This window comes from Thalassobaculum sp. (assembly GCF_040219215.1).
In the GTDB taxonomy this organism is placed as follows: Bacteria; Pseudomonadota; Alphaproteobacteria; order Thalassobaculales; family Thalassobaculaceae; genus Thalassobaculum_A.
Genome location: NZ_JAVJSX010000018.1, coordinates 1 through 22144, shown reverse-complemented (window position 1 = coordinate 22144; position 22144 = coordinate 1). Strand labels below are relative to the sequence as shown.

Annotated in this window: 19 protein-coding genes; 3 read left to right on the top strand and 16 right to left on the bottom strand. The window is 64.3% G+C overall.

The genetic code is table 11. From position 1 onward, the window contains the following. Positions 1 to 6 precede the first annotated feature (6 nt). Positions 7 to 1218, top strand: coding sequence for an ornithine--oxo-acid transaminase (gene rocD, locus RIC54_RS13780; RefSeq protein ID WP_350088416.1), 1212 nt, complete (start codon positions 7 to 9; stop codon positions 1216 to 1218). On the opposite strand, the gene RIC54_RS13775 is transcribed toward rocD, so the two are convergent. The 4 genes from RIC54_RS13775 to RIC54_RS13760 form a co-directional block, all read right to left on the bottom strand. Continuing rightward, the gene (locus RIC54_RS13775; RefSeq protein ID WP_350088419.1) at positions 1202 to 1999 is read right to left on the bottom strand and encodes a ribonuclease T2 family protein; all 798 of its coding nucleotides are present in this window, start codon (positions 1997 to 1999) and stop codon (positions 1202 to 1204) included. The two genes, rocD and RIC54_RS13775, sit on opposite strands and share 17 nt — an antisense overlap. Before the next feature lie 61 nt (positions 2000 to 2060). After that, complete coding sequence (locus RIC54_RS13770) at positions 2061 to 3755, bottom strand: sensor histidine kinase (protein ID WP_350088422.1); 1695 nt, start codon at positions 3753 to 3755, stop codon at positions 2061 to 2063. Between the two features lie 61 nt (positions 3756 to 3816). After that, complete coding sequence (locus tag RIC54_RS13765; protein WP_350088425.1) at positions 3817 to 4926, bottom strand: mandelate racemase/muconate lactonizing enzyme family protein; 1110 nt, start codon at positions 4924 to 4926, stop codon at positions 3817 to 3819. 14 nt (positions 4927 to 4940) lie between these two features. Further along, positions 4941 to 5129 carry a hypothetical protein gene (locus tag RIC54_RS13760; protein ID WP_350088428.1) on the bottom strand — a complete coding sequence of 63 codons (189 nt, stop codon included), beginning with the start codon at positions 5127 to 5129 and terminating at the stop codon, positions 4941 to 4943. Positions 5130 to 5321: 192 nt separating this feature from the next. On the opposite strand from RIC54_RS13760, the gene RIC54_RS13755 reads away from it, so the two are divergent. Continuing rightward, positions 5322 to 6848 carry an acyl-CoA synthetase gene (locus RIC54_RS13755; protein WP_350088431.1) on the top strand — a complete coding sequence of 509 codons (1527 nt, stop codon included), beginning with the start codon at positions 5322 to 5324 and terminating at the stop codon, positions 6846 to 6848. Between the two features lie 219 nt (positions 6849 to 7067). Then, positions 7068 to 8111: a pentapeptide repeat-containing protein gene (locus RIC54_RS13750; RefSeq protein ID WP_350088434.1), complete on the top strand. Its 1044-nt coding sequence runs from the start codon at positions 7068 to 7070 to the stop codon at positions 8109 to 8111. Between the two features lie 14 nt (positions 8112 to 8125). On the opposite strand, the gene RIC54_RS13745 is transcribed toward RIC54_RS13750, so the two are convergent. The 12 genes from RIC54_RS13745 to RIC54_RS13690 form a co-directional block, all read right to left on the bottom strand. Continuing rightward, complete coding sequence (locus tag RIC54_RS13745; protein WP_350088437.1) at positions 8126 to 9034, bottom strand: heme-dependent oxidative N-demethylase family protein; 909 nt, start codon at positions 9032 to 9034, stop codon at positions 8126 to 8128. Between the two features lie 9 nt (positions 9035 to 9043). Continuing rightward, positions 9044 to 11173, bottom strand: a complete 2130-nt coding sequence (locus RIC54_RS13740) for a hypothetical protein (RefSeq protein WP_350088440.1) — start codon at positions 11171 to 11173, stop codon at positions 9044 to 9046. Beyond that, positions 11170 to 11592, bottom strand: a complete 423-nt coding sequence (locus RIC54_RS13735) for a GtrA family protein (RefSeq protein WP_350088443.1) — start codon at positions 11590 to 11592, stop codon at positions 11170 to 11172. The genes RIC54_RS13740 and RIC54_RS13735 overlap by 4 nt, the downstream gene beginning before the upstream one ends. Before the next feature lie 2 nt (positions 11593 to 11594). Continuing rightward, positions 11595 to 12878, bottom strand: a complete 1284-nt coding sequence (locus RIC54_RS13730) for an NAD(P)/FAD-dependent oxidoreductase (protein ID WP_350088446.1) — start codon at positions 12876 to 12878, stop codon at positions 11595 to 11597. Between the two features lie 11 nt (positions 12879 to 12889). Further along, on the bottom strand, positions 12890 to 13819 hold the full coding sequence (locus RIC54_RS13725) for an NAD-dependent epimerase/dehydratase family protein (RefSeq protein ID WP_350088449.1): 930 nt from the start codon (positions 13817 to 13819) through the stop codon (positions 12890 to 12892). A gap of 10 nt (positions 13820 to 13829) precedes the next feature. Beyond that, complete coding sequence (locus tag RIC54_RS13720) at positions 13830 to 14579, bottom strand: SDR family NAD(P)-dependent oxidoreductase (protein WP_350088452.1); 750 nt, start codon at positions 14577 to 14579, stop codon at positions 13830 to 13832. A gap of 8 nt (positions 14580 to 14587) precedes the next feature. Then, positions 14588 to 15874 (bottom strand): FAD-binding protein, encoded by a 1287-nt coding sequence (locus RIC54_RS13715; RefSeq protein ID WP_350151124.1) that lies wholly within the window; start codon positions 15872 to 15874, stop codon positions 14588 to 14590. A 38-nt stretch (positions 15875 to 15912) separates the two neighbouring features. Beyond that, positions 15913 to 17334, bottom strand: coding sequence for a UbiA family prenyltransferase (locus RIC54_RS13710; RefSeq protein ID WP_350088458.1), 1422 nt, complete (start codon positions 17332 to 17334; stop codon positions 15913 to 15915). 82 nt (positions 17335 to 17416) lie between these two features. Then, positions 17417 to 18103 carry a tetratricopeptide repeat protein gene (locus RIC54_RS13705; RefSeq protein WP_350088461.1) on the bottom strand — a complete coding sequence of 229 codons (687 nt, stop codon included), beginning with the start codon at positions 18101 to 18103 and terminating at the stop codon, positions 17417 to 17419. Positions 18104 to 18143: 40 nt separating this feature from the next. Beyond that, positions 18144 to 18455 (bottom strand): hypothetical protein, encoded by a 312-nt coding sequence (locus tag RIC54_RS13700; protein ID WP_350088464.1) that lies wholly within the window; start codon positions 18453 to 18455, stop codon positions 18144 to 18146. Between the two features lie 114 nt (positions 18456 to 18569). Further along, a complete protein-coding gene (gene aptA / locus RIC54_RS13695) occupies positions 18570 to 19901 on the bottom strand; it encodes an omega-aminotransferase AptA (protein WP_350088467.1) in 1332 nt (443 codons plus the stop codon). A 160-nt stretch (positions 19902 to 20061) separates the two neighbouring features. Further along, a complete protein-coding gene (locus RIC54_RS13690) occupies positions 20062 to 21936 on the bottom strand; it encodes a hypothetical protein (RefSeq protein WP_350151111.1) in 1875 nt (624 codons plus the stop codon). Positions 21937 to 22144 lie beyond the last annotated feature (208 nt).

Here is a 22144-nt window from a genome sequence, read left to right as displayed (position 1 = left end):
CCTGTCATGAGCACACCGGCAAGCGACTTCATTGCGACAGAACACCGTCTCGGCGCCCACAACTACAAGCCGCTGGACGTCATCCTGACGCGCGGCGAAGGCGTGTGGCTGTGGGACGTCGACGGAAACCGGTACCTTGACTGCCTGTCGGCCTATTCGGCGGTCAACCAGGGTCACTGTCATCCGAAGATCCTGGAGGCGATGGTCCACCAGGCCGGGAAGCTGACCCTGACCTCGCGCGCTTTCCGAAACGACCAACTCGCCTACCTCTACGAGGAACTGGCCGCACTGACCGGCAGCCACAAGATTCTGCCGATGAACTCCGGCGCCGAGGCTGTGGAATCGGCGATCAAGGCCGTCCGCAAATGGGGCTACGAAGTCCGCGGCGTGCCGGAGAACCAGGCCGAGGTCATCGTCTGCTCCGACAATTTCCACGGCCGTACCATTGGTGTGATCGGCTTCTCGACCGATCCGGCTGCGCGTACCGGCTTCGGGCCGTTCGCCCCAGGGTTCAAGGTCGTGCCGTTCGGCGACTACGCGGCCCTTGAGGCTGCCATCACTCCGAACACGGTCGCCTTCATGGTCGAGCCGATCCAGGGTGAGGCCGGCGTGATCATCCCGCCCGAAGGCTATTTCAAGAAGGTTCGGGAACTCTGTACCGCCACGAACATCACCCTGATCCTCGACGAGATCCAGACCGGCCTTGGCCGGACCGGGAAGCTACTGGCCGAGGAGCACGAGGCCATCGAGGCCGACGTCACGCTGGTCGGCAAGGCGCTGTCCGGCGGCTTCTACCCGGTCTCCGCGGTGCTCTCGAACTCCGAGGTTCTCGGAGTGCTGAAACCCGGGCAGCACGGATCAACCTTCGGCGGCAACCCGCTGGCCTGCGCGGTCGCCCGCGCTGCCCTCAAGGTGCTGGTCGAAGAGGGCATGATCGAGAACTCGGCGAACCAGGGCGCCTATTTCCTGGAGCGTCTGCGCGGCATCCGCGCCAACGCGGTGCGCGAGGTCCGCGGTCGCGGACTGATGCTGGCGGTGGAGTTGAATCCGGAGGCAGGCGGTGCGCGGCGATACTGCGAAGCGCTGCAGAGTCGCGGGCTTCTGGCCAAGGACACCCATGACAACACCATCCGATTCGCCCCGCCGCTGGTCGTAACCCGCGAGCAGGTCGATTGGGCGCTCGAGCAGATCGAGCCGGTGCTCACCGGGTTGGACTGACCGGCGTCGATGATGGTGGATCGCTGAGACCGGTTCCGACCCGGTCCACGATTCCGGCTGCACACCCGGCCGAAGTCTCCGGGGCCTGGTCGAGCAGAGCCTGGAGTCCGCGGCCAGGGGCGATCGGGCCTGCAAGACTGATCTTCAGCTCGACGATCAGGCGGCGGATTCCGACCCGTCGGCAAATCACCTCGACCCGACGCCCCGCCCCCGGACCGAACGCCTCGTCGAAGCGCTCACGAATCGTCTGGGCGGACAGCACCCGACCTATGCCTGCCGAGAAGACAGTGCGCACCGGCGACGCGTTCAACTCCGACAGCAGCCGCAAGGAATCGCTGAAGTACACCTCCGCCGAGTTGGCGTGGCAGGTCCCGTGCTTGACCCATTCGTGGCGGTCCAGAAACGAGGCGACACCCGGCATGACCTGGTCCAGCGCCTTGCGTGTCTCCGCCGTCAGATCCGGCGCGGGCAGATCCTCCCAGCCTCCGGCCCGATCGATCGCCTGAAGGTCGGCCTCGACCCCGCAATAGACGTTGCTGCGCGGCTGCGGCCACAGACCGTGCAACGTGAAGTTCGAAGCGTCGAACCGTTCATCAGTCTGGCTGATGCATTCGGGTTTCTCCGGCCGGGTTTCGCAGAATGCCGGCTGCCAACTCACCGCCAGGACATAGGTCTTGCCGGCCGCCAGGGAACTTCGGGCGGCGCCGAATGCCGTCACGGCGACAATCAGCGCGAACAAGAGATTCCGGCACGGCCTCATCAGGCGGGTACTCCCGGCCATGTGGTCCCCTTCCACGGCCGGAGCCATCATACCATGGCGTCCTGCACGCCTCGACGGACGCCTACGTGACGAGCGATCGAACCCGCTCGGGACCGAACGCGACCCAAACCCGTGTACCCTGACCAAGGGTGCTCTCCAGTCCAACCTCGGCGTCGTGCAGATTTGCCAGGATCTTGACCAGATGCAGGCCCAGGCCGGCACCCTCCGCCGTCGACAGCCCTGGATTGCGCGCGCGTTTGAATGCTTCCCAGATGCTGCTCTGCTCGTCGGGCGGGATACCGGCGCCGTTGTCGCTGACTTCAAGCAACAGGCCGCCGTCGTCGTCCGCACGCATCGCCAATCGAACCCAGCCACCACGGTCGGTGAACTTGAGAGCGTTCGACAGCAGGTTGATGACGATCTGGCGTACCCCCTTGATGTCGCCATACAGCGCGGGCAGCTCGTTCTGAAGATCCAGGGTAACGGAAACACCACGACGTGACGCCTCGTGGGCCAGCAAAGCCCGGACTGCCTTCGCCTCGCGCACCAGATCGATCCAGGTTTCATCCAACTCGTAGCTGCCGCTCTCGATCTTCGACAGGTCGAGAATGTCGTTCACCAGATTGAGAAGGTGTTGGCTGCTGTCGTGGATGATCTCTGCGTACTCCTGTTCGCGACTCTTGGTCTTGCCCGGTCGGTGCTGGATTTTCAGGATCTGCGAGAAGCCGATGATCGCCGTAAGCGGGGTGCGCAGCTCGTGGCTGATGCCGGCCAGGAAGCTGCTCTTGGCCCGTGTCGCGTGTTCGGCACTCTGCAGCGCCGATCGGACCTGCGCGGCGTTCTCCGAGAGTTGCTCGTTCGCCCGATGCAGCGCAGCCGCCTGCTCCCGGAGGTCGTGATTGACCTTCCCGATCCGCCGCAGCACCAGCCAGCCAAGACCGAACAGCGCCAAGCCGATCCCCAGAAGTGGCCAAAGCGTCCGGTCGATCAGGGTTCTGCCCGGGGTCTCGGGCAACCAGTCGATCCAGCCGATCGGTTCGCCATCCGGCCCGAAGATCGGGCACGCATGACCGGACGCCAGCGCCGAATCGCGAACGAGACGAAGATCCGGAAGGTTGAAGCGCTCCTGCAACTCGGCGAACACGGCATCGTCGATCTCCCTAACGAAAATCAGTACCGGGCGATCGTGAGGCTCCAGCTGGTCGCCGCTTGGAACCTCGGGCGTGATCGCCGCGGTTCCGGCAAGGAACAGCGCTCCGTCCACTTCGACAAAACCCGAGATGCCAACCGGTTCGCGAAGCGGCGCCGCCCGGGCTTCGGTGATCAAAGGCGCCAAGGCACCGACCAGAGCCTCCGCGAAACCCGGATTGGGCGCCGTGCGCTTCTCATCCAGCGCAAAGTGGATCACCCGATCGCGGGAATCGATCGCGATCGTGGCCGTCATGCTGAACGTCTCGATAATGTACCGGCCGACGTTTCGAGGCGCCCAGCTTGGATCCGGCGCGACCACGATATTCTGCACGGTCGCATCCCAGAACGCGTAGTCCTTGACCCATAGCGCGATCTCGCGTCGCACAATCCGGAGAGCGGACTCGGCGAGGCGTTGAGACCCCGCGATCGCGGCTCGGTCGAGCTCGACCACCGCCAGCGAAATCGTGATCCCGACCAAGGTCACCGCGGCCAGCATCAAGGCCAGCACCGGCGCTAGCAGACGCGCGCTCGACGCGGCGTTCGGCGCGGCAGCCGCCGGCTCTACGATCCATTGTTCCGACTTCACTCGGCCACCCCCGACGTTAGGGGAACCGTACCATCCGACCCGCTAACGGCAAAACAGCCGCTCAGCCACGGACCTCGTACTCGGCAAGGAACTCCGGCCTGAACGCGAGACCGTGTCCCGGCCGCTCCGGCGGCCGATACAGGCCACCGGCCGGCAGCACGGGCTCGATCCACGCGTCATCCATCCAGTCGACGTACTCGATCCAATGCGGATTGGGGATGGCCGCCATCAGTTGAACCATCAGTTCCGGAAACAGGTGCGGTGCGATTCGCATGCCCCAGGTGTCTGCCAGGACGGCAATGCGGCGAAGCTCCGTCAAGCCGCCCCGCATCACATCCGGTTGCAGGATCGGGATCTTGGGATGCTCGAAGAACGGTCGAAGATCGTACCGGGTGAAATGCGTCTCGCCACCGACGACCCTCAGGTCCAGCGCGTCGGCAACCCGTAAGTATCCGGCGAAGTCCTCGCACGGCACCGGTTCCTCGATCCAGTACACTCCGTGATCCTGGAAGCGGCGTCCCACGGCGATCGCCTGATCGGCGGTCCAGCCCATGTTGACGTCGATCAGGATCTCAACACCTGCGCCAACGGCGTCGCGCATCTGGCGTACATGGTCGATGTCGGTCCGGTCGTCGTAGAGGTGGCCCGCCTGCATCTTGATCGCGGCGAAGCCTTGTGCAGCGTAGGCCTTGGCCTTCGCCACCATGCCGTCGCCACCGAGCCCACGCCAGCAGCCGCTGCCATAAGCCGGCAGCGGCCGGCTGGAACCGCCCCACAGCCGGAACAATGGCAATCCGGCCAGCTTGCCGGTCACATCCCACAGCGCAACGTCGACCGCCGACTGCGCCAGCACGGTGATGCCCATCCGGCCGACCCAGTAGTTGGCACGCCAGAGATCCCCCCAGATCGCCTCGACTTCGGTCGCATCTCGCCCGATCAGGTGCGGACGCACCAGTTCGTCCAGGCACGCCGCAACCGTTGCGGATCCGCCGGACAGCAGCTGGAGATAGCCCATGCCGACATGCCCGCTGGCGGTCTCGATCTCGACAACCACCAGTTCCCGGAGCCGGTCGTAGCTTGGCGACCATCGAGGCGGATCGGTCCATGGCGCCACCAAACGCCGTACGCGGACATCGACGATCCGCCGAGCCGCGGGATCAACCCCGGACATCGGCGCGGCCGCTCCTAGGCCAGGAACGAATCGATGAACGCAGCGATCCCGAAGAAGCCCGTGCCGATAATGGCCAGGACGAGCACGTTCGTCGAAAGAATGCCGGCCGGCCAGGATTCGGCCGTCGCCCGGCTGCGCGACACAGCAAAGACCAAGAGCGCGATGGACACGACCAGCAGGCCGCCACCTTCCAACAGTTCCATAATGTTATTCATGCGTTTCCTCCGAGCGAGCAGCCGGTTCGATGCCGGCCTTGATGGTTGAACGATAGTCCGGACGACAGGTCGGTGAAAGGTTGTTGCGCGTTGTTGCCTACCATCGCCGTGGGTTGGTTGCTACCGTCGCAAGGTGAGAACGCCGCTTAGCCAACGGCACTTGATGACGATGGAGAATCCATGAACCAGGCGTTGGTCCTCGCGCAGGTGGCAAGAAGCTTCAGTGACCGCCCCGCCATCTCGGTCGGCGAACGGGTGTTGCACGACTATCGGGGATTTGCGGAGCGGGTCGCCCGAATCGCCTCCGGGTTCCGTGCGCTCGGGCTCGCCCATGGCGAGCGGGTAGCGTTGGTGATGAAGAACGGGCCGGAGTACTTCGAGGTCATGTATGGCGCATGGCACGCCGGGCTGGCTGCGGTACCGATCAACGCCAAGCTGCATCCTAAAGAGCACGCCTACATCATCGATCATTCCGGAGCCCGGATCTGCTTGGCCACTCCCGACCTGGCCGACGCTCTGGAGTCGGTGCGTGGCGACATGCCGAACCTGACGCAGACCATCGTCACCGGCTCGAACGCCTATCACGCGCTGCTGGCCCACGGGCCGATCCCGGTCACCGCTACCGACCCGAACGAACTCGCCTGGCTGTTCTACACCTCGGGGACCACCGGCCGGCCGAAAGGCGCGATGCTGACGCACCGCAACCTGATGGTAGCGGTCATGAACTACTTCGGTGACGTCGACACCGTGCTTCCGACTGACTGCATGATCCACTCGGCGCCGATGAGCCATGGCTCCGGACTGTATGGGCTGCCGCATGTGGCCAAGGCGGCGAACACCGTGATCCCGGAGTCTGGTGGATTCGACGTTGCGGAGACCTTGCGGCTGATCGAGCGCTGGCCGGGCTGCTCGTTCTTCTTCGCCCCGACCATGGTGACCCGCCTGATCAACGCGCCGAACATCGAGCAGGCCGACCTGTCGAATTTGAAAACCATCGTGTATGGCGGCGCGCCAATGTATCTGGCAGACGTCAAGCGCGCGCTCGAGGTGCTTGGGCCCAAACTGGTGCAGATCTATGGCCAGGGCGAAGCTCCGATGACCATAACCGGCTTGCCGAAGCACATTTACACCCACCGCGATCACCCAAAATGGGAAACCAGGATCGGCTCGACCGGCTTTCCGCGCACCGATGTGGAGGTCAAGGTTGTCGATGAGGACGGCGTCGATGTGCCGATCGGCGAGCCCGGCGAGGTGATCTGTCGCGGCGACATCGTCATGGCCGGCTATTGGAACAATCCCGAGGCAACAGCCAGCTCGATACGGGACGGCTGGCTGTGGACCGGCGACATCGGGGCGTTCGACGAAGACGGCTTCCTGTCGCTCAAGGACCGATCGAAGGATGTCATCATCTCGGGCGGCACGAACATCTACCCGCGCGAGGTCGAGGAGGTTCTTCTGCGGCACCCCGGGGTACTGGAGTGCGCGGTGATCGGACGACCGCATAAGGATTGGGGCGAGGAGATCGTGGCGTTCGTGCGTGCCCGGCCCGGCGCGAGCGTACCGACCGCGGAACTCGACCAACTGTGCCTGGACAACATTGCCCGGTTCAAGCGGCCAAAGGAGTACCGCATGCTCGCGGATCTGCCGAAGAACAACTACGGCAAGATCCTGAAGACCGACCTGCGACGGATGCTGAGCGTCGAATGACGCAATGACCCCGCTGCCGGTGCCACAGCGGTTATCGATCTCCGACACTCAGCCCCTTGCCCGATCACAGATCGGATTTTCGTTTACTCGTTGTACACACTTTCGATGTCATAGTGCCAACGGGGTGGCGGGCCATCAGGTTCGCGCATTGTCAGACGTCGTTTCCTTGATGGTTGAGGACAGGTCAACAACTGAGCGGTTCAGCCGACCTGAAGCAGCATGAGCAACAAACCGACTCCGGCCGTCGTCACGCGGTCAGCGTTCAACGACATGTACAAGCGGCACGAACAGTTTCTCGCAAACGCGACGGCGGGAAGCCGTTTGTTCATCGCCAACACCACCATTCAACAGATCCAGACCACTGCCATCGACCTGCGCGGTGCTTGCTTCATCAATGTCACGTTCGACGAGTGTTCGTTCTGGCGTACCACCCTGGAGGATTCGGACTTCGAGCTCTCGACGGTCAGGAACTCCAGTTTCGAGGGCTCCAACCTGCGCAAGGCACGCCTGCGCGGCGTCCGGTTGCGCAGCGCCAACATGAAAGGCGTCGACCTGACCGACGCGGACCTCAGCCCGGCGACTGTGACATTGGCCGGCGGCACCAAGTCATCCGATCTGCGCGAAGTCGACCTGGAGCGTGCCAAGCTGGTGAACGCCAACCTCGACGGCGCCGACCTGCGCCACTCCAACCTGTTCGAATGCGATCTCGCGGGCGCCATCCTTACCGGCGCGCGCCTGGGCGAAGCCAACCTGGCCGGGGCCAATCTCTCCGGGGCCAATCTGCGCGGTGCTGACCTGACCAATACCCAGCTGCGAAACGCCAAGCTGATCGGATGCGATCTGACCGATGCGAAGCTGGAGGGAGCCCAGGTGTTCTTCGGGCTGTCCAGCCTCGCCAAGTCCATGCAGCAGAAGCTGATGAGCCACATCGACTGGGTGATGAGCGAAGGACGCGAAGGCCAGCGCGCCGTCCTCAAGGAAGCGATGCTGTCGGAGTGCAACCTGTCCTATGCCGAACTGACCTGCGCCGACCTGTCGTCGGCCAATCTGCGCGGCGCCGACCTGACAGGCGCCTATCTGGCAGGGGCCGATCTGCAGGGCGCCGACCTTACGGGCGCCGACGTCACCGGCGCCGACCTGCGCGGGGCCAATCTCATCGGAGCGACGCTCGATCGCGTCAATCTCGACCTCGCGGAGACCAGCGGGTTGCTCGTCAAGTCGCGCGGCCGGGTAACCACGATGCAAACCCGCCTGAACTCCTGATCGTTCCTCGGTCGCTAGTCCGACGGTGACACGGCCGCCCGATCGAGCCAGCCCGCCAACGCATCGGCGAACGGCGCCATGCTCTTGTAGCGCCGAGTGTCCGCCGGCATGTCGGTAATCGCCTCGTTCAACCCCCTTGCCACCTCCGGCCTGCCGACCAGCGACGACAGCGGATCGACGATCGTCTTGATCCCGAACACCAGAGCGTTGGATTTCGGTAGCCTTCTGAAGGTCTGCCGTTCCACCCGCAGCCACAGCATGTCGCCCGCGTTCGCGGCCGTGATCGCATTGTTGATCCCGGACTGGCCGTGACCGGTTGGCTGGAACAAGGCCGGGTCGTCCATAACCGACCAATTCAATCGCATGTAGACTTGGCCTGCCTCGATCCGGTCGAAGAACCGGTCCACCGGCCGCGCCAGCTTGTCGTTGAATCCGGGCACCGGCTGGTGGATTTCCACCATCGGCCGTCCGAGCTTGTCGGCCAACCGCCAACGCGAAGGGAAGCACAACGACGCGGCGATCAGCCGGTAGGTGCCATCGTGCGGCGCCATCAGGCACAGATCCTCCTGCACCAGCCGACCGGCCAGATCGAGTGGCCGGGCCGCGAATGCTTCGCGCTCGTAGCGGTCACCGGTCGCGACGACATGGACAGTGCGACCGCCCAGTTCAACCATGTCCGGCCGAGTGCGCTCCAGCGACTCCAGCAGCATATCGAGGCATTCCGTCTGCGCCGGCAGACTTCCGTCGGTAGCGCCGAACACCTCGGTCGGGCGCTCGGCGAGCAACCGGCGCTTCTCCGCGAGGTGCGCCGTATAGTGGCTATCGAACTCGATCCACTCTGCCGGATCGATCGCGCGGATCCCCAGGGTCAGCTGAAAGCGACCTTTGTCGTAGGGCGTGTAGCGCGGAGCGTCTGGTGTCATCTGGAAATACTAGCGGTGCTCGGTCACGGGAATCCAATACGGTCGGCCCACCGCGACGCCCTGCCATGGGTAGGGACCGGCCGCCGCGACTTCGAGCTGCAGACGACGCCCTGCAGTCTGAGGGTCGGCAAGTTCATGGAACACCAGCCAGACCCAACCAGCATCACTCGGGCGGCCGAAAGTATGGTTCGCGACCTCCTTCCCGGTTTCCGGATCCCGGACCAGAACGGAGACGTTCAGCGGATACGGCCCGGTTCGTACCGGTATCGCCAATGCCATGGCCCCATTCCGGGCCTGGACATCCAGCCGGGCGAGGAGATGCGATTCCGTCCCCAGGCTTCCAATCACCGGTCGCGCGCGTTCCGGCGGTTCGACTGTCCCAGCACGATCAGGACGCTGACCCTCAACAACGCTCCACGCATCGCCGGCCGGCAGCGCGCCATCCGGCAGTTCGGCAAGGTAGCGCGGCGGCGCAGCTGGCAATCCGGATGCAAGGCGGCACAGGCTGCCGTCATCGAACACGCCCACAATGTCGATCGGTCCTGCGACCGGGCGTTCGCCGACCGCAGCAAACCCACGCCCCAGCCGGCCGATGCCAAGTGTTTTCCCGATGTCCTTTCGTTCGATCAGACTGCCACCCCAGCCGACGACACTGCCCGACGAATCCGTCACCAAGAGCCAAGCGGGCTGGTCCGGTGAGTCGAACGCCGCCGCCCACCCGGTGACCACGACGCCGTCGACGGGATTCGACACGACGCTTTCGACGTCGCCCCGGCATGCCTCGTTCGGCTGCGGAACCGGTCCCTGACGCAGCCTCGCCGAGGGCAGGAAGCGCGAACGATCGGCAAATGGCCCCAGGCTCGCCTGATCGAGCTGCTGCAGAACGGTCATTGGAATGATCGGCCAGCCCGGATGCAGCGACCTCATGGTTTCCGGACGGAACCCGCCGGCCAGATAGGCAGCGATCGCGTTGGCCCTAGCGTCGCGTGTCCCGATGACTTTCGGCAGTTGAAGCAGGCCGTCGACCAGCCCTGGGATCAGGAGCAGGATCGCCGCAATCCCGACGCCGACCGGGCGGGCGTGACGGCGCTCCACCCTAGCCAACCGATCCAACAGCAATGCCAGCGTCGCCAGCAGGAACAGGAAGGACGGCGTCGCGTACCGCACCGAGTTGGCCTGTCCGACACCGAACGTGACCCGGCCAACAGCCGTCAAAAGCGCCGCACCGAGCACGAATGCGGCAACCGCGAGGAGCACAGCATGCGCCGGACGATAGCGGTCGCGATTCCTGATCGCATCGACGGTGAACGCACCGACCGTCAAGATCAGGACTACCCCGAGGATCTCCTGGCCAAGCGTGCCGATCTGCCCGATCCCGTTCGTCAGGTAGCGCAGGACGTACAGAGCCAGTGCCGTGGGCTGCTGCAGGGCCTGCAGCGGACTGCCGTGACCGGGGTTCGACTGATAGCCCGCAACCTCCAGGGCGATGACGCCCAGCGCGACCGCGAGCAGCAACCGGAACGGCCAGCCACGCAGCCCGCACCACATCGTCAGACCGACCAGCAGCGGCCAGACCAGAAGGCCGTTGGCCATCGAGTATGTCGACGCCAGGCCAAACATGATCGCAACGGTCACCCGGCCCCAAGGCCGCAGGGCGTTGTCGGCACAAACCGCGACGAAGGCCAGGGTCGCAAACAGCCAGACCTGGACGAACTGGACCTGGAAGGCCCATACCAGATTGTCCCATTGCGCCGGCGACAGTACGGCGCCCAGAGAGAGCGCCGCAAACACCCAGCCCAGTGCACCGCGGTGCCCCAGACTACGGAACAGCCAGGACAGGGCGGCCCCGTGGGCGACCGACGACAGCACGATGACGACAATCAGGAACCACTGGGTGCCGGCGAACAGAGCGACATCGGCCAGGAACCACAGCCGCGGCACCACCAAACGGTGCTCATTGTGATGTTCGTACAGCTCAGCGAAGCCGTAACCGCTCCAACCACCAGCCTCGAAGAAATGGCGATAAAAGTCGATGAAGTCGGCGAACGGGATCGGCTCGAACGCCACGACGGCGACCATGATTCCGGCCAGCGCCGAAATCAGACCGAGGGCGACGGCAACACCGACCACTGCCCTCACAAGTCACCACCGCGCCGGGTTGCGAATGAGAAGTGGCGGTGGCCGAAATAGCTGGTAACGGCCGGAACGGCCACACCGATCAGATGGGCCACATCCTCGGCATGCCAGACGAAGCCAACGGCCGGAAACGCCAACCGGGCCAGACCGACACTCACTACCCAGACTTGTGCCAGCGCCACCAGATTGACCAGGGCGAACCGCCCCGCCTCGTCGGCGATGCTTCGACCGGACTGGGCGAAGACGAAGGCGCGCGCCAAGCCATACGCGGTGACCATGCCAACCAGATAAGCCAGCGCCACAGCGAGTTCATAGGCCACCGCATGGCTCAACAGCCACCGCGACAGCACGTTGACGCAGGCCGCCGCACCGCCGGTTATCAGAAACCGGCCGAACTCGCCGCCGATGAATGCCTTGCTCACCGTCAAGTACCGAGATTGGCGGCCATCAAGGCGCCATACCGTACGCTTTCCGAGATGCCCCGATCCTCCGGGTAGTAGAACGCCGTATCGGCAACCTGCAAGCCCTGGATGGGCGTCTGGATCGGCGGCACCCGCTCGGCGAATCCGGCTGGGCAGACCGGCTGGGCATGCCGCAGGCGGCCGACCATGCTGGCCTTGAGGTCTGTGTCGTCAATCGTCGGGTTGAGCCGACGGATCGCCGCCATCGACTCGGCGACGAAGTCCGAGTCGCTGCCGCCGAACTTTACGTTAGTCTGCGGCATGTAGAACGGCACGTAGACCACTGTCTCATCGACCGGGCGCAGGTTGGAGAACTCGATGATACCGGGAATGTCGATTGCCGGATCGTTGATGTTGACCCAGAAGTGCGGCGACACCGACCGGGCCAGCTTCAGCAGCACGCAGACCACGCCGATGTTGTCGATGCGGTCGTACGCCGCATTCCAGTCGTCCGGCAGACCCGGGATCAACCGCGCGACATACGGTGTGGGCATGGTCGAGATCACGGCGTCGACCGGGTCTATTCCCGCCGGGGTACGCACCCCCGTCACCCGGCCGTCGGCCGTGACGACCTCCTCGACCCGCATTCCCAGCCGAATGGTTCCGCCGCGGCTCTCGATCGCCTGTACAAGCGCATCGACCAGGGTTTGCGATCCACCCTCGATGTAGCCGAGTTGTTCCTGCATCAACGACCGGCGTGATGTCCCGATCCGCTTGATGCGGGTCCAGATCCAGGCGGCCGAAACGTGCTCGGCGAACTCAAAGAACTTTAGATCGAACAGCCGGCGCCACAGAACGTCATAAGCCTCCGAGCCGGCCTCCCGCTCAATCCAGTCCTTGGCGGTGACGTTTTCCAGGTCGGCCCAGTCCGACCGTTTCGTCGCGCGAAACATCTGCCAGCCGTATCGGAGCTTCGCGATCCACGACAGCTTGGGAAAACTGAGCAACGCCAGCGGATCGCCCCAGCGGTACAGCCGGCCATCCACGAAGTAGCCCATCGAGGTATCACGCCAGCGCATCCGGTCGCCGATGCCAAGCTCCTGCATCAGTTCGAAGGTTGCCGCGTCGGCCTTGCAGACGAAATGGTAGAATCGTTCGATCGACAACCCATCGAGATCGGCGTGCGCCGCCATGCCGCCCGGCACGGAATCAGCCTCATAGACTGTGACCCGATGCCCGGCCTTCAGCGCATGGTAGGCAGCGGCGAGGCCCATGGCCCCGGCACCGACGATCCCGACGGTTGCCAACTTCCTCTCCTTCAGAAGTCCAGCGCGATGGGCGCGTAGGTTGGGTCGTTGAACGTGGTCTGCAACGCGTCATCCAACGGCGTCGATTGCACGCCGAAGATGGCCGGCCAGTCGATGACCTCGAAGCTATCCGGTGTCACCAGCGCTTCCAGTTGAGTCGTGGTGAACGGCGGATTGCGATCGACCAACGCATAGGCCTGCAGCAGCAATCGGAACAGTCCGTAGGGAATCTTGATGATCGGCGTACGGGCCCCAGTCGCCCGCTTCACCGCCCGGATCAGGTCGATGTAATCGATCTTCTCCTGGCCTGATATGTTCCAGGCTCCCTGCTTGGTGCTTCGCAGGCACGAGGCAATCACGTCGCAAAAATCGAGGGCGAATAGCGGCTGGCGCATGTAGCGGCCTGAGCCCGGGATCGGGAACACCGGCACGCGCTTCATGAAGCGCGCCAACCAGCCGAGATGCTTTCGGTCAAACCAGCCGAACATCAGAGTCGGACGCAGGATCGCGTGCGGGATGCGGGATTCAACCACCAGCTTTTCCTGGGTCTTCTTCGACTCGGTGTAGAAGTCCACCGCCATCGAGTTCACCACCGACGAACTGACATGCACCAGGTACGGCACCTGTGCTGCCGTCATGGCCGCCAGCACCTTCTCGGTCGCCAGGATGTTGTTGGCTTCGAATTCCCGCCAGTCGAGCCCACCGATCTGGGCGTGCAACTGAATCACGGCGTCGGCGTCCTGGAACGCCGTCACCCAGGGACCCGCCACCGACAGGTCGGCCTCGATCACCTCGATCTCCGGGTGCAACCGGCGCAGCGTCCGCGTGTTGGCGTGATGCTTGTCGATTCCGACAATGCTCAGGCCGGAGTCCGATTTCAGCCGGGCGATCAGGTTCTGCCCGACCAGGCCCGCCGCCCCGGTAACAACAATCCTGGTCACTCGACCGCCCCTAGATGTTCAACCGGTTGAAGACCGCTCGCGGCAGGTTGCGGATGATCAGCATGACGCCCCACCAGAACCACGGCGTGTAGATCACCGCACGGCGCTTGACGATGGCCCGCTCTATGTCTTCCGCCACACGCTCCGCCGTCGCCCACAACGGGCCGCCCTTCTGGACATGCGCGGTCATCGGAGTGTCGACGAAGCCGGGCTTGACGGCGACCACCGTCACTGGGGTTCCGGCAAAGCGGTGCGCCAGACCGTCGAGGAAAACCGATAGCCCGGCCTTGGCGGCACCATAGGCGTAGTTGGACCTCCGGCCGCGGTCGCCCGCCACCGACGAAATGGTCACCAGCGTTCCCGCACCTGCTGTTTCAAGCGCACCGGCCACCAATTCGCACCAGATCGCCGCGCTCAGAAAGTTGGTGCGCAAGCCCTGCTCCAGACGGTTCGTATCCGCCTGGCCCGCGGCATGATCTCCTAGAACACCATACGCGATGAACGCCACATCGATTCCGCCCAACCGCTCCACAAAGGCGGCGAAGCGTTGAGGCGCCCCGTCGGTGTCGGCAAGGTCGCTCTCTGCGACCAGCACTTCGGCGGCGCCGCGGGCGCGCAGGTCATCGGCAACGATGGACAACTTGCCTGGATCCCGGCCAACCAGCAGCAGTCGATCGCCACGGGTGGCGCGCAGCCGCGCCCAACGTTCTGCAATCGTCGACGTTCCGCCGAGAATGAGGATTTTCTTAGGTTCCGGCATTGCATCCATCACTCGGTTTCGGTAACCCGGCGCCAGAAACTGGACATCAGCATAGGATCGCGCAAACGCTCCAGGTCCGTCCACGCCGGATAACCGCAGCGGAATACCGCTGCCGGCAGTCGCCCATCCTTGGCTGGATACAGGCGGCCACCGGCCTCAGCAACGATCCGGTCCAATTCGCCCAACAACGCCAAGGTGCGATCACCGCGGTTCGGAAAATCGAGTGCCAGGGTCGTACCGGCCATCGGGAAAGACATCGGTCCCGGTGACGCCACCTCGCCGAAGTTCTTGAGCACCGCCAGGAACGAGGCATCACCGCTGCGCGCGATCCGGTCAAGCAACGCGTGCACGGTGGGTTTCGCGGCGCCCGTCGGGACGACGCCCTGCCATTGGTAGAAACCGCGCCGGCCATACAGACGGTTCCAGTTCCCAACACGGTCCAGCGGGTAGAAGAAGCCATCATAATGCTGCGTACCGCGGTATGCCGCCCCCGGCCTAGCGTAATAGAGCCGGTTCAACGCACCAATCGTCCAACGGTTCAGCAGGTGTCCCGGCGCGTCGATCGGAACCGAGAATCCTAATGATCGGTGCGGTTCAAGCAGCGCGCCATCGGCGTGCCGCCCCCGCGAGAACACCCCTCGCCCGAGCCGCCTTCCTGTCGAGAGCGTGTCGATCCACGCCACTGTATACGGCCAGTCGACGCTTGCCTCGGCCGACCGAAAGAACCCGTCCAGGGTATCGAACCGCTCGTTCTCGACCGTCATCGACGACGACGTGATCGGAATTAGCGCGATCTCGATCCACAACAGAATGCCGGTCAGGCCGAGCCCACCGATGGTCGCCCGAAACAACTCAGTATCAGTGTCAGGCCCGCACTCGACCACACCGCGATCCGACCGCCAAATCGCAAACCGGCGGACATGCCCGCCAAAGCACCCGACTGCGTGATGGTTCTTGCCATGAACATCATTGGCCACCGCACCGCCGAGGGTGACGAACTTGGTGCCGGGCGTTACGGGCACAAACCATCCGGCTGGCACAACAAGCCGCAGGACCGCATCCAGAGACATGCCGGCGTCCGCCCGCAGGATTCCGGACGCCCGATCGAAGGCGACGGCACGGTCCAGCCCGGTCATCGTGACGAGCCCGCCGCCGATGTTCAGGCCGGTGTCACCGTAGGACCGTCCGAGTCCCCGGGCGAGCGTCGTTCCGGTACCGTTGGACGAGGCCGCCGCTGCGGCCATCACGTCCTGAGGCCAGGCTGGTGTTGTGACCCGGTGCCGGCCACGGTGCACCCTGCCCCAACTCAGCAGCCCGTCATGATCGTGGGTAATCACCCCGCAAGCAGGACCGCGCCAAGCGCGACCAGTCCAAGACAAAGGCTCGCCCGGTCCTTCAAGGCGAACACCACCGGGTCGTCGTGCATTTGCCCGCGCGACGCCAGAAGCCAGACTCGTGGCAGCCACCAGCCCAACACCGCCGGAACAACCCAAAGCCACTCCGGACTGGCGAGCCGGATCTCGTGCAACGGATCGGCCACGAGGTAGATCATGAAGATCAAGACCGATGCGATGCCGGTCGCCAGACCGATCACCAGGATGAACGGACCGTCGCCGGCTCGATAACCACGGCCCGGGACGGAGACCAGCCCTCGTTCCTCAAGTCCTCGCACCTCGGTCAACCGTTTGACGAGCGCCAGACTGGTGAAGAACGCCATCGAGAACACCAGAAGCCAGGCCGGCACCCCGTCCTCGACCAGCAGGTGCCCAGCAAGCAGACGCAACGTGAACAGCGCTCCGAGTGTCAGTACATCGATGACAGTTTGGGTTTTCAGCCCAAAAGAATACAGGGCCGTCAAGACAAGGTAGGCCAGCAGGCACAAGAACACGTCCACGTCGATCAGCACCGTGCCGACAAGACCGGCAAGGACGAAAACCGGCGCCAGGACGAGGGCGGTGGGGATCGGCAAGGCGCCCGAGGCGAGCGGCCGACTGCGTTTGCTCGGGTGCGAGCGGTCAGCCGACAAGTCCAGAAGGTCGTTCAGAAGGTAGGTTCCGCTCGCCGCTAACGAGAACAACAGGATCGTCGCCACCGCCGACAGCAGGACCGCCGACTCCTCATAGCCCCGTGTCAGCAGCAACGGCAGCAGGATCAGGGTGTTTTTCGCCCACTGGTGTGGCCGCAATGCCCGAAACAACGCGCTGAGCATTGAGGACGGCGTGCCGAAGGCCGCCTCAATCGGAGCTCGCGCCAACGCCGCGTCGTGTAAGGTGCGGCCGTCGTTCACCAGAACGGCGCCGACCGCTCGGTCCCAGACCACCAAGTCGGCACGGGCGTCACCGGCATACACGAACCCGTCGGGATGCCGGTCGATCAGGAGCCTCGCCTTAGTGGGCCCCTTGAGGTTGGTCCGGCCGTCGCTGCCCAAGGCGGCATCGAACACACCGACGCGGGCGGCCACCCGGTCGACAATACGTTGATCGGAGGCCGAAACCAGCTCGATCCGACGACCCGCTGCGCGCTCTGACCGCAGATAGGCCACCAAATCATCGGTCAGCGGCAGCAGATCAACGTCGACCCCGTCACCCGCTGCTTCAAGCAGCCGGGCCTTCAGATGCGCCCTGCCCGAGACCAGCCAGACCGGCAGCAGAAAAACGATCCAGGGGCGCCGACTGAGGGCCGCCAGCAGTGTCTCGTACAGCAGATCGGTCCTGATCAGCGTACCGTCGAGATCCACACAAAGCGGCGGCCGCATCCAATTCTCCAAACCCGGGTGCCGGTCGTCATCCTCCGAACCACCCTTCCTATGGTGTCCTCGATGCTCCGGCAAGCGGCGCTCAGCGCGGATGAGCGGCCTTCCAACGATCCGCCTCGGCACGGGCACGCTCGCGGTCCTGCTGGTCCAGCACCACCAGCACCGATTGCCGAAGCGCGTCTGCCGCCTCGATACCGGCATCGACGGCCAGATTGAGCCACTTCAGTGCCTCAACGGCGTCGGCCTCTACTCCCTCACCCCGAGCATAAAGATTGCCGAGGTTCAGGAATGCTTCCGGCACGCCGAACTCGGCCGCCTTATGGTACAGATCCAGTGCTCGAGCCGGATCGGCCGGGCCACCTTCGTCGGTCTCCAAAAGCACCGCCAGATTGTATTGCGCCGACGGCATGCCTTGCTTGGCGGCGTGTTCGTACCAGGTGCGGGCCTTTGCCAAGTCGCGCTCCACGGCCTGGCCGGTCTGGTAGAGCACACCGAGCTTGAACTGGGCCAACGCGAATCCGGCCTCTGCCGACCGACGATACCAGTTCACCGCTTCCTGTGGGCGAGGTCGATCCTGCAGCCCCTGCTCCAGGGTCAGACCGAGGTAGAACATCGCCTTGGGATCCCCGGCACGCGCGGAGTCGCGATACCAGCGCATGGCGTCGGTGTAGGTCTTCGGGACCGGCACGTCAGCCGCGACGGACGTTCCATCGGACACGATCAGCGCCAGCATCCCTGCACTCAGAACAGCGATCGTGTGGCGTCTCACCGGCGCACTCGACGGTGAACGAAAGGGGACGACGATCGCTTCACGGGCTCAGCGGGCCTGTGCCACTGCTCGACCGGGGGGCCGGTCCCTGATAGCCGATCAACCGATTGGCCTCGCTGCCGGGAAGCGGTTGGGCGTAGCAGTTCACCTTGCCCAGGGTGCGGTAACAGTACGACGTCGGTGGCGGGACCGCAGGCGCCTGCTCCTTCGGCTGGAACGCCGCCGACACGTCGTTCACGGCGTTCTGGACCGACTGACCGACCTCGGCGCAACCGGACAGCAATCCGATCAGCAATCCGGCCAGACCGACTTTTCTCCACGCTCCGGCGCGCTTGGCGCTCCGCATCGTCATGCCATCAAGACCCCGTCTTGCCCGCGCCCCGACCCGCAGGATTCATCAAGGAGTCTAGCCGAACCCCGAATAAATCCCAAGCGGGCCGAATCGCGCCCCGTCCCGGCGAGACCGTCAGTGAACCGTCTTCAGCACGTCCGCCACGGTGTCGACGATGAAGTCGATCTGCGTCTTCTCGACGATCAGCGGCGGCGACAGGGCGATGATGTCACCGGTGGTGCGGATCAACAGCCCCTTGTCGTATGCCTTCAGGAACGCGTCGAATGCCCGTGCCGTCGGCTTGCCCGGCTGTGGCTCAAGTTCGATCGCTCCGACCATGCCGATGTTGCGGATGTCGATGACATGGTTGCCGCCCTTCAGCGAGTGCAACCCGTCCGCCCAATACGGTGCCAGATCATTCGCACGCTCGAACAGCCCCTCATCCCTGTACAGGTCGATGGTGGCCAACCCGGCCGCGCACGCCAGTGGGTGGCCTGAATAGGTATAGCCGTGGAACAACTCGATCGAATTGTCCGGCGCGTTCATGAAGGCGTCATAGATGCCGTCCCGGCAGAACACCGCCCCCATCGGAACCACGGCGTTGGTGATGCCCTTGGCTGTGGTGAACAGGTCCGGCTTGACCCCGAAGTAGTCGCTGGCGAACGGCGCACCGAGACGGCCGAACCCGGTAATGACCTCGTCGAAGATCAACAGGATGCCGTGCTTGTCGCAGATCTCGCGCAGGCGCTTCAGATAGCCCTTCGGCGGGATGAGAACGCCGGTCGAGCCCGCCACCGGCTCCACGATCACCGCGGCGATGGTCGAGGCGTCGTGCAGGGCGACGATGCGCTCGAGCTCATCGGCCAGTTCGATACCCGACTCCGGCTCGCCGCGGGAATAGGCGTTCTTCGACAGGTTGTGGGTGTGCGGAAGGTGGTCGACCCCGCCCAGCATGGTGCCGAAGGTCTTGCGGTTCGACACGATGCCACCAACCGAGATACCGCCGAAGCCGACCCCGTGATAGCCGCGCTCGCGACCGATCAGACGGGTACGGGTGCCCTGGCCGATGGCTCGTTGATAGGCGAGCGCGATCTTCAGTGCGGTATCGACCGACTCCGACCCGGAATTGGTGAAGAACACCTGCCCGAAACCCTCGATCATCTGGGTGAGGCGGGAGGCGAACTCGAACGACAGCGGATGGCCCATCTGGAACGTCGGTGCGAAGTCGAGCTTCTCGACCTGGCGCTGCACAGCCTCGATGATCGGCCTGCGTCGGTGTCCGGCGTTGCAGCACCACAATCCGGACGTCCCGTCGAGCACCTTGCGGCCCTCGGCTGTGGTGTAGTGCATGCCCTCGGCTTCCACGAACATCCGGGGCTGCTTCTTGAACTGCCGGTTCGCGGTGAACGGCATCCAGAACGGCTCTAGATCGTTCGGCTTGGTCTGGTCGTTCGCCGCGGTCGCCATGAGTGTCTCCGTCTGTCGGCAAGGCTTATGGGATACTGGATCGCCGAGCATCTTAGGGGGTGCTGTACGAGCGGCGCAAACATGATTGCGTCACACAGGCAATCCTTTGTTGAGGCGCTGGCCACAGCATGGGCACCAAACTCAAGGCAGCGCGGTACGCTCAGGTGAAGTCGAACCACGACGATTGCAGGTCAGTCAAGCGAACCCCCGTCAACTGTACGGTCGGGCCCGCGTCGAAACTGAACAGCACGCTGCCGTCGGCAGTCTCCGAAGCGCGGGCCAACAGTGCTGCGAAATCGGTGACGCCCGACCCCGGGCCGGCGCTCTGGACCTGCATGATGTCACCGTCGGATCCGTCAAAGTCACTGACGACAATCGTCCCGCTCGACTCTCTGATGACGATCAGATCCTGGCCCGTCCCAAGGCTGATCAGTTCCGAGCCCACCCCCGCATAGACCGTATCGTTGCCGGCGTCTCCATACAGGCGGGTCTCTTCACCAACGGCTTCGCCGCCCGTTGACCCATACAGCACATCGCTGCCGAGACCGCCGTAGAGGATGTTTGCTCCACGATTGCCGAGAATGACGTCGCTTCCGTCGCCACCGTAAATGACATCATTTCCCTGACCGCCGTATATCGTGTCTAACCCTTTGTTTCCGTACAAAAGGTCATTCTCCTTGTTTCCATAAACAAGGTCATCATTCTGGCCCCCAAATATGGAGTCAGATCCTTGACCGCCGAACAAGGTGTCGTTGTCGGTGTTGCCGTAGATTAAGTCGGTCCACAGATTTCCGTAGATCAGATCAGCCCCTAGGCCGCCAATACCGATATCAGCGTCGTCGCCGCCATAGATCGTATCGTTGCCATCCTCTCCGTCGAGGTAGTCGGTACCGGAGCCGCCAATAAGCAGATCCCCAGATCCTCCTCCGTAGATCGTATCGTTGCCCTCGCCGCCATCAAGGACATCCGGCGAACCGCCGCCGCGCAGAAGATCGTCGATCGAGACTCCGCCACCGCCGCTGCCACCGCCACCACCTCCTCCACCGCCGCCGGAGGACGGGGCTGTATAGGTGATGGTCGTAACGCCGCCACCCGACGTCGCCGCGAATGAACCGGAAAGCGCGCCGCTCAGCGTCAAGGTGGTATCGACCGACGAATTGCCATCGGTGTCGATCGCCAAGGTCGTATTACCCGCAACCGTGACAGCGACCGACCCGATGGCGAACGTCCCGGTGACGACGATCGAGTCATCGCTGCCGAAATCACCCAGCACGTCGCCATCGGTCACGACGAACCGATCCGACCCAGTACCACCGAGGAGTGTGTCGGCGCCGGCGCCACCGGTGATTGTGTCGTTGCCGGCGGCACCGGTGATCGCGTCGGCCTGTCCGGTGCCAACCACCGTCGCCGAAGTACTGCCGGAAAGCGCCAGAACCAGCGCGCCCCCCATCGCACTTGCATCGACGGTCGAAGCGGCGAGCGTCAGGCCGGTGATCGAAATGTTCTGGGTACCGGCGAGATTCAGCGTCTGTATGCCGGTGCTGCCCGCCATATTCAAACTGCTGGCCGTGCCGGTCGAGGTCAGCGTCACCGTCTCGACGTTGTCGACGTTCAGTGCACCGGTGCTGCCCGACGCCAGGCCGTTGATCGTCGCCGTCAGCGCGTCGGTGCCGGTGCCGCCGTCTACCGCGTCGGCATTGGTCAGGGTCGTCCCGAAGGTGAAGCTGTCCGCCACCGATCCGCCGGTGACCGCGACGTTCGCCGTCGCACCGAAGGTCAGGTTCAGCGCGCCCGTCGAGCCCGAGCCGTTGACCGTGGTCACCGTCGAGGTCATGCCGCTGGCCGTCACCGTCTGGTCGCCCGACAGGTTCAGCGTGGTGATCCCGGAACTGCCCGACAGGTCCAGGCTGCTGGCCGTACCGGTCGAGGTCAGCGTCACCGTCTCGACGTTGTCGACGTTCAGTGCACCGGTGCTGCCCGACGCCAGGCCGTTGATCGTCGCCGTCAGCGCGTCGGTGCCGGTGCCGCCGTCCACCGCGTCGGCGTTGGTCAGGGTCGTCCCGAACGCGAAGCTGTCCGCCACCGATCCGCCGGTGACCGCGACGTTCGCCGTGGCCCCGAAGGTCAGGTTCAGCGACCCGGTCGATCCCGAGCCGTTGACCGTCGTCACCGTCGAGGTCATCCCGCTGGCCGTCACCGTCTGGTCGCCCGACAGGTTCAGCGTGGTAATCCCGGCACTGCCC